The sequence below is a fragment of the Parahaliea mediterranea genome (assembly GCF_017255185.1).
Lineage (GTDB): Bacteria > Pseudomonadota > Gammaproteobacteria > Pseudomonadales > Halieaceae > JAFKCZ01.
Window position 1 is genome coordinate 52259 of the sequence record NZ_JAFKCZ010000007.1, and the last position, 13982, is coordinate 66240.

Annotated in this window: 16 protein-coding genes; 6 read left to right on the forward strand and 10 right to left on the reverse strand. The window is 64.4% G+C overall.

Features of this window, described 5'->3' with window-relative positions; all coding sequences use genetic code 11:
* Positions 1 to 9 precede the first annotated feature (9 nt).
* Both JYP50_RS10525 and JYP50_RS10530 read right to left on the reverse strand, forming a co-directional pair.
* Positions 10 to 207 (reverse strand): hypothetical protein, encoded by a 198-nt coding sequence (locus JYP50_RS10525; protein WP_206560481.1) that lies wholly within the window; start codon positions 205 to 207, stop codon positions 10 to 12.
* The gene (locus tag JYP50_RS10530; RefSeq protein WP_206560482.1) at positions 204 to 1118 is read right to left on the reverse strand and encodes a VOC family protein; all 915 of its coding nucleotides are present in this window, start codon (positions 1116 to 1118) and stop codon (positions 204 to 206) included. Before JYP50_RS10530 ends, JYP50_RS10525 begins: the two co-directional genes overlap by 4 nt.
* 124 nt (positions 1119 to 1242) lie before the next feature.
* On the opposite strand from JYP50_RS10530, the gene JYP50_RS21795 reads away from it, so the two are divergent.
* From JYP50_RS21795 to glk, 5 genes are all read left to right on the forward strand, one after another.
* Positions 1243 to 1509 carry a DUF3012 domain-containing protein gene (locus tag JYP50_RS21795; protein ID WP_241263041.1) on the forward strand — a complete coding sequence of 89 codons (267 nt, stop codon included), beginning with the start codon at positions 1243 to 1245 and terminating at the stop codon, positions 1507 to 1509.
* 104 nt (positions 1510 to 1613) lie between these two features.
* On the forward strand, positions 1614 to 2423 hold the full coding sequence (locus JYP50_RS10540; protein ID WP_206560483.1) for a transporter substrate-binding domain-containing protein: 810 nt from the start codon (positions 1614 to 1616) through the stop codon (positions 2421 to 2423).
* Between the two features lie 9 nt (positions 2424 to 2432).
* Entirely contained in the window at positions 2433 to 3509 is a 1077-nt protein-coding gene (glpQ, locus tag JYP50_RS10545; protein WP_347136764.1) for a glycerophosphodiester phosphodiesterase, read from the forward strand.
* A gap of 154 nt (positions 3510 to 3663) precedes the next feature.
* Positions 3664 to 5112 carry a pyruvate kinase gene (gene pyk / locus JYP50_RS10550; RefSeq protein ID WP_206560484.1) on the forward strand — a complete coding sequence of 483 codons (1449 nt, stop codon included), beginning with the start codon at positions 3664 to 3666 and terminating at the stop codon, positions 5110 to 5112.
* Positions 5109 to 6074 (forward strand): glucokinase, encoded by a 966-nt coding sequence (glk, locus tag JYP50_RS10555; RefSeq protein WP_206560485.1) that lies wholly within the window; start codon positions 5109 to 5111, stop codon positions 6072 to 6074. Before pyk ends, glk begins: the two co-directional genes overlap by 4 nt.
* Here the strand turns inward: glk and JYP50_RS22135 are convergent.
* Positions 6071 to 7453: an ATP-binding protein gene (locus tag JYP50_RS22135; protein ID WP_206560486.1), complete on the reverse strand. Its 1383-nt coding sequence runs from the start codon at positions 7451 to 7453 to the stop codon at positions 6071 to 6073. The two genes, glk and JYP50_RS22135, sit on opposite strands and share 4 nt — an antisense overlap.
* Positions 7450 to 8106 carry a response regulator transcription factor gene (locus tag JYP50_RS10565; protein ID WP_206560487.1) on the reverse strand — a complete coding sequence of 219 codons (657 nt, stop codon included), beginning with the start codon at positions 8104 to 8106 and terminating at the stop codon, positions 7450 to 7452. Before JYP50_RS10565 ends, JYP50_RS22135 begins: the two co-directional genes overlap by 4 nt.
* Positions 8107 to 8381: 275 nt before the next feature.
* Here JYP50_RS10565 and cspE point away from each other — a divergent pair, with 275 nt between their 5' ends.
* Positions 8382 to 8588 carry a transcription antiterminator/RNA stability regulator CspE gene (gene cspE / locus JYP50_RS10570; protein WP_206560488.1) on the forward strand — a complete coding sequence of 69 codons (207 nt, stop codon included), beginning with the start codon at positions 8382 to 8384 and terminating at the stop codon, positions 8586 to 8588.
* A 121-nt stretch (positions 8589 to 8709) separates the two neighbouring features.
* Here cspE and JYP50_RS10575 read toward each other — a convergent pair whose 3' ends face one another.
* The 6 genes from JYP50_RS10575 to JYP50_RS10600 are packed head-to-tail and all read right to left on the reverse strand — an operon-like array spanning position 8710 to position 13806.
* On the reverse strand, positions 8710 to 10050 hold the full coding sequence (locus JYP50_RS10575) for a tetratricopeptide repeat protein (RefSeq protein ID WP_206560489.1): 1341 nt from the start codon (positions 10048 to 10050) through the stop codon (positions 8710 to 8712).
* 14 nt (positions 10051 to 10064) lie between these two features.
* Complete coding sequence (locus tag JYP50_RS10580) at positions 10065 to 10673, reverse strand: energy transducer TonB (RefSeq protein ID WP_206560490.1); 609 nt, start codon at positions 10671 to 10673, stop codon at positions 10065 to 10067.
* 6 nt (positions 10674 to 10679) lie between these two features.
* Complete coding sequence (locus tag JYP50_RS10585; RefSeq protein ID WP_206560491.1) at positions 10680 to 11084, reverse strand: ExbD/TolR family protein; 405 nt, start codon at positions 11082 to 11084, stop codon at positions 10680 to 10682.
* Between the two features lie 13 nt (positions 11085 to 11097).
* Positions 11098 to 11625, reverse strand: coding sequence for a MotA/TolQ/ExbB proton channel family protein (locus tag JYP50_RS10590; RefSeq protein ID WP_206560492.1), 528 nt, complete (start codon positions 11623 to 11625; stop codon positions 11098 to 11100).
* A gap of 1 nt (position 11626) precedes the next feature.
* Positions 11627 to 13021 carry a MotA/TolQ/ExbB proton channel family protein gene (locus JYP50_RS10595; RefSeq protein WP_206560493.1) on the reverse strand — a complete coding sequence of 465 codons (1395 nt, stop codon included), beginning with the start codon at positions 13019 to 13021 and terminating at the stop codon, positions 11627 to 11629.
* Complete coding sequence (locus JYP50_RS10600) at positions 13021 to 13806, reverse strand: DUF3450 domain-containing protein (RefSeq protein ID WP_206560494.1); 786 nt, start codon at positions 13804 to 13806, stop codon at positions 13021 to 13023. The genes JYP50_RS10595 and JYP50_RS10600 overlap by 1 nt, the downstream gene beginning before the upstream one ends.
* Positions 13807 to 13982 lie beyond the last annotated feature (176 nt).

Below are 13982 nucleotides of genomic sequence, written 5' to 3' on the forward strand. Positions count from 1 at the left end.
GCGGGCGCCTCAGCGGATGCGCCCGCCGATCGAGATACTGGTGCCGATACCGCCGCCCCAGCCGCCGTGCCCCCAGGAGCTGTAACCGGTGGATACGCCGATACTCCCGTAGACATGGGGGTCGTTACAGCCCGCCAGCGACAACACCAGACCGGCCAGCGCCGCGGCACGCACAACTTTCCAGGCTTTGATCATCGTTCGCTTCATGGCCCCGCCTCCGCCAGCGTTTGGCTATCGCTCCAGGTCTGCAGGGCGATGCCCGCGCCCGAGGGCCCCGCGATCAACGCCACCCGGCCACCCGCCGGGCGATCGGTGGCGGGCACCAGGACCCGGCCGCCAAGGGCTTCCACCCGCGACAGGATATCGTCCAGCTGGCCCGCGTCAGCCACCCGCAGGTAACTCACCCAGGTAGGCGGTATGTCCACCCGGGGACGCTCCCGCAAACCGGCGCGCGGGCGGCCACCAGTACTCAGTATATGGTAATCGAGCTGCTGCCCGCCGCTGCCCAGCTGGCGCTCCTGCGTGGTATAGCCCACCGCGGCGCGATAGAAGTCCCGCGCCGCGGCCGGGTTCGCTGACCACAGCTCGTCCCACAGGAAATCGCCAGTCGTGGTCGCCTCGCCCGGGTCCGGCGGATCCCCGTCCCGGGTCTGCAGCAGGGCCATCACCGCGCCCTGGTTGTCGGCGACCACCGCGATATCGCCGCGCTCGCCCAGCGAGGTGGGCGCGGTGATCACCGCGCCACCGGCGGCGGCCACCGCCGCCACGGCGCGCTCGACGTCGGCGACCGAGATCACCACCACCCACTGGGAGACATCGGCCGTGGTGGGCAGGCGGTTCTGGTCCACCATGCCGCCGATGGCGCGGCCGCGGTGGCGTATCAGGGTGTAATTGGTATTGCCCAGCGGCAATTCCTCGAACTCCCAGCCCAGCAACTCGCCGTAGAATGCCCGGGTTTGTTCCGGCGTGTCGGTCAACAGGTCGTGCCAGACAACCTTGCCCGGCAGGTGGCGGCCATCGCCGTCTTGCGCCACCCCCGGCAAGCTGAATTGAATCGCGGCGCAACTGGCCAGCAGCGCCGCGGCCAAGCCGGCCGCTATCCACCGTACTGTGGTCATGTCACTCAAACTCCCTGCAAAACAGCTCTAGGCTAGCATAGTGCATTTCGACCGCCGCGGCCGGGTGGCCGAATCGGCAATCCGGTGCAATACTGTAACAAAACCACCCAGGAGAAAGCCTCCCATGCGAATCCTGTTGGGCGCACTGGCCACCATCACGCTTCTCACAGCCTGCAGCAACGAGCCGGGGAGCCAGGCCTGGTGCGAACAGAAGAAAGCCCAATCCAAAAGTGAATGGACCGGAGACGACGCCATGACCTTCGCCCGGCACTGCGTGTTCGACGGCAGCAGCGTCGGCTCCGAGGAGTGGTGCGCGTCCCTTGACGAGAAAGACAAGGGCGACTGGAGCGCCAACGAGGCCGCCGACTACGCCAAATACTGCGTATTCTGATCCAGCCCCGCCGCCGATTGGTTTTTACATACCCCCCGGCCTACACTGAAACCGACCACAATCCGGGCGTCACAACGCAGGCGCCCGCCAACCGGGAGTGCCCCATGCGCAACTTGTTCAAAATCCTCGGCTTCACCGCCCTGACCCTGCTCGCCAGCGCCCTGTCCCCGGCAGCCAGCGCGGGCGATACGCTGCAGCGAGTGATCGACTTCAAAACCCTGAAGGTGGGCATGACCGCGGACCAACCGCCGATGAACATGGTCAATCGCGAAAAGGCTTTGATGGGTTTCGACGTCGACCTGGCGAAAGCCCTGGCCAACGCCATGCGGGTCAAGCTGGAAATCAAGGTCATGCCCTTCGCGGAACTGATGACGGCACTGGAGGACGAGCGTATCGACATGGTGGTTTCGAACATGGCCATCACCCCCGAGCGCAGCGAACAGGCCACTTTCATCGGACCCTATATGATGTCCGGAAAATCGATCCTGGCCCGGGATTCCGTGTTGGCCCGGATATCCAACGGCGAACAGTTCAACCGCGAGGAACTGACACTGGCGGCCCTGAAAAACTCCACCAGCGCGGGCTTCGTGCGCGAGGCAGCGCCGGAAGCGCGGCTGATCGAGGTGGCCCACTACGACGAGGCGGTGCGCATGGTGATGGACGGCGATGCCGATGGCATGGTCGCGGACATGCCGGTGTGCCTGCTCTCCGTCCTGCGCTTCCCCGACGCCGGCCTGGTGACCCTGGAACGCCCATTGACCGTGGAACCCATCGGCATCGCCGTGGCCAAGGGCGATCCCGAGTTTCACAACCTGGTGGACAATTATCTCGAGGCCTACACCAAGATCGGGCTGTTGGCGCAGCTGCGCAAGAAATGGATGGAAGACAACGCCTGGCTGGCGGCGCTGCCCTGAGCGCGCGCGGTGTTGACGACGGGCAGGGGGCTGTCCGGCCTGTTGCGGCCGGTTATTTTGCTGTCCATCCTCTGCGGGGCCGCGACCTTGGCCGCGGCTGAGCCGGACGCGCCGCTGGTCATCGCCCACCGGGGTGCCAGCGGCTACCTGCCGGAGCACACCCTGGCCGCCAAGGCCATGGCCCACGCCATGGGCGCGGACTACATCGAGCAGGACGTGGTGTTGAGCGCCGATGGCGTGCCCATCGTGCTACATGACATCCACCTCGACACCACCACCGACGTGGCGCGGCGCTTCCCCGGCCGCGCCCGGGACGACGGCCGCTACTACGCCATCGACTTCAGGCTCGACGAAATCCGCCAGCTGCGGGTGCACGAGCGCAGCCAGCGCAACGCGGCGGGCGAGGAAGAGGCGGTATTCCCCGGCCGCTTCCCGCTGATCCCGCTGGATCTGTCGGTCCCCACCCTGGCCGAGGAAATCGACCTTATCGCCGGGCTGGACCGCAGCCGCGGCACCCGCACCGGGCTGTACATCGAGTTCAAGGCCCCGCGCTTCCACCGCGCGGCGGGCTGGGACATCACCCACCAGGTACTGGCGGTACTGGCGGCCAAGGGCTACGCGGACCGGCCCGAACAGGTGTACCTGCAGTGCTTCGACGACGCCACCCTGCGCCAGCTCAAGGAGGAGGGAAAAACCCCGCTGCCGCTGATTCAACTGATCGGCGAAAACGATTGGGGCGAAGACAGCGCGGTGGACTACGACGCGATGCGCAGCCCCGAGGGATTGCGGGACGTGGCCACCTACGCCGATGGCATCGGACCCTGGCTGATGCACATCTACCGGGGTCGCGACGCGCGGGGCCAGGCCGTCGTTACCGATCTCGTCGATCGCGCCCACGCCCTGGGCCTGGCGGTGCACCCCTACACTTTTCGCCGCGACCAGCTGCCCACCGGAATCGCGGACTTCGACGAGCTGCTGGCACTGTTCATCGATACCGTGGGGGTGGACGGCCTGTTCACCGACTTTCCCGATCTCGCCCGCGACGCGATAGCACGGAGGGCCGCGCGGCAGCCCGATGGCGACTGAGCGCCGGTGACGGCGGCCCACGGGTAGCAGTCCGCGACCGAACAGGGCATTATCCTATCGGATACAATATGCCGCCGGCCGAATACGAGCACCGACAACGACAGGCGCTCCGGCCCCCGCGAAAAACACCGCCCCCCATGAAAAGGACTGGAGAGTGACACCCAAGGTAAACCGCCGCACGAAGATCGTGGCGACCATCGGTCCCGGCAGCGAGTCCGAGGCCATGCTGGGCAAATTGATAGCCGCCGGCGTCAACGTCTTTCGACTCAATTTCAGCCACGGCTCGGCGCAGCACCACGCCACGGTCGCCCGGCGTATCCGCAAGCAGGCCGCCGAGGCCGGCCGCTACGTGGGCATCCTGGCCGACCTGCAGGGCCCGAAAATCCGCATCAGCAGCTTCCGCGACGGCGCGGTGGAGCTCGCCGCGGGCGACCGCTTTCGCCTGGACCTGTCGGTCGGCGAGGGCGAAGGCACCGCCACCGCGGTGGGGCTTGACTATCGCGACCTCTGCGACCACGTGAGCCGTGGCGACACCCTGTTGCTCGACGACGGCCGCCTGCGCCTGCGGGTGGACGACGTGGAAACCAGCGCGGTGGACTGCACGGTACTGCAGGGGGGCAAGCTCGGCTCGCGCAAGGGCATCAACCGCCTGGGGGGCGGGCTGGCCGCGCCGGCCCTGACCACCAAAGACATCGCCGACATCGACAGCCTGGCCGGCGTGAAGCCGGACTTCGTCGCGGTGTCCTTCGTGTCCAGCGCCGAGGATATCCACCAGACCCGCGAATTGCTGGGCAATCACGGCCTGTCGCCGGCCATCATCGCCAAGATCGAGCGCGCCGAGGTGGTCGCCGACACCGACACCCTCGACCGCATCCTGGAAGCCAGCTTCGGCGTCATGGTGGCCCGGGGCGACCTCGGGGTCGAAGTGGGCGACGCGCAGCTGATCGGTATCCAGAAAGACCTGATTTCCCGGGCCCGCAAGCGCGACCGGGTGGTGATCACCGCCACCCAGATGATGGAGTCGATGATCAACAATCCCCTGCCCACCCGGGCGGAAGTCTTCGACGTGGCCAACGCCGTGCTGGACGGCACCGACGCCGTGATGCTGTCGGCGGAGACCGCGGTGGGCGGGTTCCCCGAGGAGGTGGTGCAGGCGATGTCCGAGGCGGCGCTGGGCGCCGAGCGCCACCCGGTGGCCCGCACCTCGCGCTACCGCCTGGACAAGCAATTCTCCAGCGCCCAGGAAACCATTGCCATGTCGGCGATCTACGCCGCCAACCACTACCCCAATGTGCGCGGCATCGCCTGCCTCACCGAATCCGGCACCACGCCGCTGCTGATGTCGCGACTGAGTTCCGGCCTGCCGATTTTCGGCCTGAGCAACCAGAGCGGGACCCTGCAAAAGCTCTGCCTGTGCCGCGGGGTTATCCCGCTGTACTTCGACGCCGACGTGTTCGACCAGGCCGACATCGACGCCCGCGCCATCGAGTTCCTGATGGACGGGGGCTACCTGCAGAAGGGCGACTCTATCCTGCTGACACGGGGCGAGGTCATGGGTCGCCCGGGCTCCACCAATATCATGAAGATTCTGCCGGTATCATGAACAGCAAACTCTCCCTCGCCACCCGACTGGTGGCGGATGTCGGCGGCACCAATACCCGCCTGGCCCTGTACGACGCCAGGCGCGACGAGTTCCGTGCCCTGGCGACCTATATCAACCGCGAGTATTCCGGTATCGAGGGCGTGATCACCGACTGGCTGTCGCACCTGGACGAAGCGCCGCCGCAAAGCAGCTGCATTGCCATCGCCGCGCCACCCGGCGACGACCGCGTGTCCATGAGCAACCTCGACTGGTCCTTTTCCTGCCGCGACCTGGCCCGGCGCTTCCATATGCAGCGGGTGGACTGGATCAACGACTTCACCGGCAATGCCTACGCCCTGCCCTACCTGCGGGCCGCGGACCGGGAGGAGCTGCGCGCCGGCGATCCCGGGGTCAGCCGCCGACTGGCGGTGGTCGGGCCGGGCACCGGACTGGGCGGGGCCACGGTGGAAGAAACACGCGGGGGCCATCTCGCCTGCGCCTGCGAACCCGGCCACATGGGCTTGTCGCCGGCGGACGAGGAAGAGCTGGACCTGTTCCGCCTGCTGTTGCCGCGACACGGCAATATCTACAGCGAGCTGCTGGTCTCGGGGCCCGGGCTGCAACGCCTCTATGAAGCCCTCGCCGAACTGCGCGGGCAAGCGGTGGTGGCGCGCTCCCCGGCGGAGATTTCCAGTCGCGCGCTGGCGGGTTCGGACCCCCTGTGCGCGGCCGCGCTGGAGCGCTTCTGTGCCATGCTGGGTTCCGCCTGCGGCGATTTCATCCTCGCCACCGGCAGCTACGGGGGCCTCTACCTGGCCGGCGGCATCGTGCCGCGGATGATTCCCTTCCTTCGCGACAGCGCCTTCCTCGAGCGCATGGCCGCCAAGGGCGCGATGCGCGACCACCTGTCGGCGGTGCCGGTATACGTCATCACCAACGCCCACCCCGGCCTGGTCGGCGCCGCCCACGCCCCCCTGCGCTAGAGGGCCATACGCAGAGTAGCGACAAAGCCCCTGCCCCCCGCGCCGGGCCCCACCCGGAACCGCGCTCCGTGCAGATCGGCCACCCGCGCCGCGATCGACAGACCCAGGCCGGCACCCAGGCCCCGGCTGCCGGGAACCCGGTAGAAACGCCGGGTAAGGCGCTGGAATTCATCGGCGGCCAGCGGTTCGCAGTCGTTACTGACTGACAGGGTGACCGCGCCCGCCTCGCGCACCAGTGTCACCTCCACTTCGCTGCCGTCAGTGGCGTAGCGCAGGGCGTTCACCAGCACATTGCGCAGCAGGATGGCCAGCGCTTCCTCATTGCCGCCGACAGTGGCGGCATCCACCCGCTCCAGGCGCAGGGCGAGACCCCGCTCCGCCGCCAGGTGGGCGGTTTCGGCCACCACCTCGCGCAGCAGGCGCGCCATCGCCACCGGCGCGTCCGGCAGCGGCGACGCCGGATCCAGGCGGGCCAGGGTGAGCAACTGCTCCACCGTGTGGTGCGCCCGGTCCACTCGGGCGGCGATTCGCTCCAACATGGGCCGCGCTTGCGCATCCGTCAGCAGGCGCTGGCACAACTGCACCTCGGTCTTGATCGCGGCCAGCGGCGTGGTCAACTCGTGGGCCGCGTTGGCGGTGAAACGCTGCTCCGATTCCAGGGCCGCCGCCAGCCGTTCCAGCAGATCGTTGAGGGCCGCCACCACCGGGTCCAGCTCCGCCGGCACCGACGCCGGCCGCAAGGGATCGAGCGCGCGGGGGTTGCGGCGGCTGATCTGGTCGGCGAGGGCTTTGAGCGGACCGAGGCCCCGTTCCACGCCAAAATACAACACCACCAGGGTCAGGGGCAGGACAAACAGCAGCGGGAACAGCACCCGCGACAGACTGCCCCACAGCGACCAGCGGGCCTGGTCCAGGTCGATGCCCACCACGATCCACAGACCCGAGGGGTCGGCTTCCCGGGCCAGCAGGCGCCACCGGCTGCGCCCCTCGCGCTGGCGGAAGGAGAAGCCCGCCGTCTCGGGGCGCGCGAAGCGCGGCGAGTCCCGCAGCACCGCCAGCAATTGCCCCCCCCACCAGATATTGAGCGCCGGCGAGACGCCGGTGGCGGCGGCGTTTTCCACGATCAGGGGGTGCTCGAAACGCTCCTCCAGCACGCCGGTTAGCAAGGGCTCACTAACTGGCACACCGGCCTCCAGCTGGCGCTCGTAGACCTGGGTGATGTAATTGACCAGGTCGGCGTACTGCTCGAGCTGACGATCCACCTGGGCCAGGAGCACCCGGCTGGCGTAGAAGGCGGTCACCGCCGCGGAACCTATCCAGGACACCAGGATCAGCCCCAGCAAAATCCACAACAGGCGGCGCTTGAGCGAGCGGCTCACCGGGCGATCCTGTAGCCCACGCCCCGCATGGTCTCGATGACGCCGCTGCCGAAGCGCTTGCGCAGGCGCGACACATAGACCTCTACCGTATTGGAACCCACCTCCTCGCCCCAGCTGTAGATGCCCTCCTCCAGGCGAGCGCGGGACACGAAGCGATCGGCGTTGCGCACCAGGATTTCGAGGATGGCGAACTCGCGGGCGGTCAGGGTCAGCGCCTCGCCGCGATGGCTGACGGTGCGGCCGATCGGGTCGACGACGATGCCCGAGGCCTCCAGCAGTACGCCCCTGTGCGCGCCCTCGCGGCGCAGCAGCGAACGCAGGCGGGCGAACAGCTCGTCCATTTCAAAGGGCTTGGTCAGGTAGTCGTCGGCACCTGCATCGAGACCGTCCACCTTGTCCGCCAGGGTCCGGCGGGCGGTCAACAGGAGCACGGGCAAAGTGTGCTTGTCGGCCCGCAACTGGCGCAGTACCTGCATGCCCGGCACGCCCGGCAGGCCGAGATCCAGCACCAGCAGGTCGTAGGGGGTTGACATCAGCGCGGCGCGCACCGGCTCCCCCGAGACCAGCCAGTCCACGGCGTAGCCTTCCAGGCCCAGCGCCGCCTCCAGCGACTCCCCCAGTTGCAGGTCGTCTTCCACCAACAGTACGCGCATGGACCACCCAGAGACTCAAAATTCAAGTGGCAGCTTACCGGGAGAAATGAATCCGGGCTGAAGCGATGGACAAAAAAGCCGCAATATTCCCAAATTAATTGCTGGCCAGGCCATTCAAGCTTCCGAAAGCGGTGATACACTCAAAGAAGCTGAGCAATCAGCAGTATTTATGCAAGCGGTCGAAGTTCCCCTAAAGTACCTCGGTTCGTTGAACATAAATAATGATTAATCAACTGGCGCCCAGTGGAGGCGCCTATGTAATACAGGTAACACATATGTCTACAGAAACAGGCACCGTCAAGTGGTTTAACGAGACCAAGGGCTTTGGCTTCATCGAGCGCGAAAGTGGTCCCGATGTCTTCGTTCACTTCAGCGCGATCAAGGGCGATGGCTTTAAAACGCTGGCGGATGGCCAGAAAGTCGAGTTCAACGTAACTCAGGGACAGAAAGGCCCCCAGGCCGAGAATGTCGTAGCACTCTGACGCTGGCGGCGGCGCGGGCTTCCCTTCGCCGCCGAGCACATAAAAAAGGAGCCCCAGGGCTCCTTTTTTATGTGCTGCGCGCCGCCGGGGCGGCGCCAGTCGAGGGTGTCGCCGCGCGGGTTTAGCCCTCGCGCAGCTTCTTCTGCCGGTCGAGCTCTGAATCCATGTACTTGATCCACTGCTCGGCGAACTTGGCGGAACGCTTGTCGCGGCCGGCGGCCTGGAAGGCCTCGCGGGCCTTGGCGTACTGCTTCTCGTTGAAGTAGGCCATGCCCAGCACCAATCGCGCCTGGTCGGGGCGTTTCACACCACCGCGCTGCAGGCCCTTGTTGATGGCGTCGATGGCCTTGCCGTACTCCTCGCCGTCCAGGTAGATGTTACCCAGCCGGGTGTAGAGCTCGCCGTCGTCGGATTTGGCCGCGGCCTTTTCCATCGCCGGGATGGCCTTGTCCACCTCCTGCGCCTGGCGGTAGGCGTTGCCCAGGATCTCCCAGTTCTTGGAAGTGTCCTCGATCGCCTCGCCGTCCAGCCCCTCGTCCATCACCTTGGCGGCCTTGTAGGGCACCTCGGCGTTCAGGTAGAGGTAGGCCATGGTGACTTTCTCGGTGCCCTTATCCAGCATGTCCTGGACGTAGGCCGTCTCCATTGCCGCCAGCTGCTCGGTCTCTTTCTTCTGCTCGCCGTACATGTGCGACAGCTGTACCCAGTACTGCTTCTTCGGGTAGTGCGTCAGCAACTCCTCGAGCACCGCCACCGCGTTGTTGATGTCGTTCTTCTCGAAGTACAGGAAGCGCGCCAGGTTGAGCCACTGCTCCTTGGGTACCTTGCCGCCTTCCCGGTACATGCCAATGGCTTTTTGCACGTTGGTCAGCGACTGGTCGTAGTCCTTCATCTGGTAGTAGCCCTGGGCCATCAGCACGTAGGCGCTGGCGGTGGGCTTCTCGGTCATGGCGAACCACTTTTTCAGGGCGTCGATACCCTCTTTCCAGCGCTCCTGCACGAAGTACAACTGCGCCACGGTGTAGCGGGTGTTGATCTCCATCGCCAGGGGGATGTCGGGCTGCTTGATGACGTTTTCGTAGGCCTGCAGGGCCTTGTCATAGTCTTCCCGGGAGTAGTGGATAAACGCGTACAGGTTGTACACGTTGGCCAGCTCGTAGCTGTTGAGCTCATTGTCGCGGCGGCCCGCCAGCATTTCGTCGAGAACCTTGGCGGCGGTGGCCATGTCCTTGGCCTCGGCGGCGGTCTGGGCCTCCGCCAGTTTTTCGTAGACCTTGTTGCGTAGCGCCGGGGTGCGGCGGGTTTCGCGCTGGTCGCCTTTGGGTTCTTCCTGGGCGACGGCGGATGACAGGGCGCTGAATCCGAGGTCCGACTGGATCTGGGACACCGCGACCTGGACCGCGACCACGGGCACCGCCAGCAGGGCGGGCCTGAGCCAGGTTTGGGGCTTAAACATTTTCATAGCACATCACCCGCTTACTGTTCCAACTCGTAGGTGAACTTGTTCTGTACGCCCGCCACTTCGATGGCTTCGCCATCGACCACGCGGGGCTTGTACTTGAACTTCTCGGCCGCCTTGACAGAGGCGCGTTCAAACACGCCGGAGGGCTGGCAGTCGACCGGCTGCGGGTCGCGGATCGAACCGGACTTGGTCACGGTGTACTCCACAATGCAGTAACCGGTGATGCCGCGGGTCTGGGCCCGACGCGGGTAGATGGGAGCCACCTTCACAATGGGCAGGTACTCGCCATCGGTGGCCGCCATGCCGCTGGAGCTGATCTCGATGGCCACCTGCTGCTGGGGCGCGGTGTTGACCACCTCGGTGTTCATGTCCATGTCCATGTCCGGCGTGTCGAGATCCGGCGGCGGTTCCTCGGGATCGTCGACCTTGTCGGGCTTTTGCTCCTTGACCTGGGTATCGATCTCGCGCTCCGGCATGTGGATATCAGCCAGCTTGCGCTGTTTTTTGTCATCGATCTCAGGGTCGGCGGTGGCGATCAGGTACTGCATGATGAAGAACAGACCGCCAGCCACCGGGATGGCCAGTAGCGCACCGAGAATCAGTCTGATGGGATTACTATTCATAACGCACTATTTATCTTCGGTTGCCAGGGACACGTCGTAGACACCGGCTTCGCGCGCGGCGTCGAGTACCGCAGCCACCGTTTCGGTGTTGGACTTGTTGTCCGCCTGGATGACGACCGCGCCCTTGGGGTTCTCGGCGTGCAGGCGCTCGATGTTGGCGCGCACCGCGCGCACGTCGATGCGGCGATTGTCCATCCAGATTTCGTTATTGGCGTTCACCGCCACCAGGATGTTCACGTTTTCCACGGGATTGGACGTGGAAGCCTCGGGACGGTTCACCTCGACACCGGCTTCCTTGATGAAGGAGGCGGTCACGATGAAGAAGATCAGCATGATGAACACGACGTCCAGCATGGGCGTCAGGTCGATCTGGGCTTCGTCTTCCGCAGCTGCTTGATTGTTCCTGCGCATTGCAATTGCTCTCTTAGTGATCGGTGGTCAGGTTGTCTTCCAGGAACTCGCTTTCGCGCTGGGCAACCCGGGTGACGTAGGTGTTGGCAAATACCCCGGACAGAGCCGCTACCATGCCGGCCATGGTCGGGATAGTGGCCCGCGAAACACCGCCAGCCATGGATTTGGCGTCACCACCACCGGTAACCGCCATGATGTTGAACACCTCGATCATCCCGGTCACCGTTCCCAACAACCCGAGCAGGGGGCACAGCGCCACCAGGGTTTTGATAACGGGCAGATATTGGTTGATCTGCATCCGTGCTTCGGAAATGAGCTTGTCGCGAATCTGGTGGGCTGCCCAGGACTTACGTTCCGGGCGCCCCTCCCAGGTGGAAATGGCCTTGGCCACGTCTTTCTTCCACCCGGCTTTAAAGTACCAGACCCGTTCGAAAATCAGTGCCCACATCACAAATAGCAGGATGGCGATCAGCCAGAGTACGTTCCCGCCCATGTCCATGAAGCGGGAGACGGCCTCGTAAGCACTATCGAACCAGTACATATTATTTCCCCTGGTTGCCCTCGGTGTGCTCGGCGATGATGCCGGTGCTCTGCTCGTTCAGCACGTGGATGATGCGCTGGGCGCGGCCATTCACGATGGTGTGCAGCAGCACGGTGGGGATCGCCACCAGCAGACCGAGAACGGTGGTCACCAGAGCGCCGGAGATACCGCCGGCCATCGCCTTGGGATCGCCCGCACCGAAGATGGTGATTGCCTGGAAGGTAATGATCATACCGGTCACCGTACCCAGCAGACCCATCAGCGGGGCCACCGCGGAAATGATCTTCAACAGGGTCAGACCGCTTTCCAGCTTGGGAGTTTCCTTGAGGATCTGCTCGGAGAGCTTCAGCTCCAGGGTTTCGGTATCCATGCTGGGATTGTCCTCGTGCACTTTCAGCACGCGGCCCAGCGGGTTGTTGGCGTTGGCCTTGTCGGACTTGAGCTGGCTGCTCACCTTCGCACCGACACCGGTGAGGACGATCAGGCGCCAGATGGCCAGCAGGAAGGCGAACACACCCACCGCGGTGATGGCGTAACCGATGTAGCCGCCCTGGTGCCAGCGCTCCTCGAGGTTGGGGCTGTTGATCAGCGCCGCCAGGAAGGAACCGCCGGTGGGACCGGTCGGGTCAACACCGAACTTGTGGAAGCCCTCGCCACCGGTGGCGGCGACCAGCTCGCTGGCCCAGCCCTGGTAGGGGCCGGAAGGCTGGCGGGCCAGTTCTTCCAGGGTGCCTTTGGAGGGCACGTAGGTCAGGTACTTACCTTCCTCGGAAACCACGTTGAACGAGCCAATACGGGTAACCTGGGTGTCGACCTTGTCGCCGTTGGGCTTGGCGATTTCGGCGCTGAAGGTCACCACCTTGCCGGATTCGACCATTTCGCGCTGCAGCTCGTACCACACGCGCTCGATCTCTTCGATGCTCGGCAGTTTGTCGCTGCCGCTCATTTTCTTGATCAGGCTGTCGAGGAACTCGGTGCGATCGCCGTACTGGGCGCTGGTGAGGGAGTTCTCCAGATTGGAGGACAGGTCACCGGCGGTGGAAGTCAGGTGGCCGAACAGCTCCGCCAGGGTACCCAGGCGCTCTTTCAGCAATTTTTGCTTCTCGGCGACCAGCAGTTCGTTTTCCTCGAAGGTGTTCTCGAGTTCGCTGGACAGCTGCTCCTGGCGCGTGCGCTCGGCTTCCGCCTGCTTCAGCAGGTTGGCCTGCTCGGCCTTGGCCTGGTTGAAACGCTGCTCGCGCTGGCGGTTCTCACGGGCCTCGGTGACCTGGCCCTGCTTCACAAACTCCAGCAGCTGCTCCAGGGACTGCGGCTCCTGGGCGAGCGCGGAGCCCGCGGACATTGTCAGAACACCGCTCAGGGCAAGGGCGGCGGCTTTTACAAACTTGATGCTCATTATTCAGCCTCCGGCGCTTCGATGGGCAGGTTCATCAGATCAATAGATGCTTCTTTACGGGCGATACGCAGGCCTTTCATGATGGCGTTGCGGTATTCCCCGCGGTCCAGGGACACCCAGCTGCGGGAGCCCTGGTCCCAGGCACCGGAGATTTCGGTATCGGTGGTCTGATACAGCAGCGCAATGCGGCCGACGCGGAAGAAGTTCACGTCGCGCTCCACGCCGTCGATTTCCACGCTGCCCTTGTAGGCGTCGAGCTTGCGACCGTACTCGGCTTCGATCTTGTAGGCTTCAAGCACCTGGCGGAATTTCTCGGCCACACTGACATCGGAACGATCCAGGTTGGCGCGCAGGAAGGCAATACGCTGTTGACGCTCTTCCATGTGGAAGGGGACATCCAGCTCAACGAACTTTTCCAGGCCGTCGATCATGCGGATGACCAGGGGGGTCATCTGGCGCTGGATCACGGTCACCTGGTCGATGGACTCATCGATGTCGCCGATGCGGGCGATCTGGTTGTCGATCTGCTTCTGCAAACGGGCGTTGTATACCTTCAGACCGTCGATCTGCTTGTTGACCGTTTTGTAGTCGTTCAGCAGGTCGCGGGTCTCGTCCGCGAGGCGATCAATTTTTTGCTGCGATTGGCGCGCAGCGTCGTTCTTGGCTTCGCCCACCTCGAGGATGGAGTCAAGTGTATTGGCTTGCACGGCAGCCACGGTGCCCACCAGGGCCCCAGCAGATACCAATGCAGCGATCAATACATTCTTCAATCGATGCATAGTCATGGGAGTTGTGCTTCCTTCCAACAGAGTGAATCAGAGCTGAATAAAATGTGACTCGGTACTTCTATATAGTGGAAAAGTGAGAGTCGGTAAACCGAGGGGCAGAATTTAAACCCAACGCCTAGTCATTTTCAATGAAAGCTGAAAGGCGCCTGAATTCTCAACAGCTTTTGAGTAGT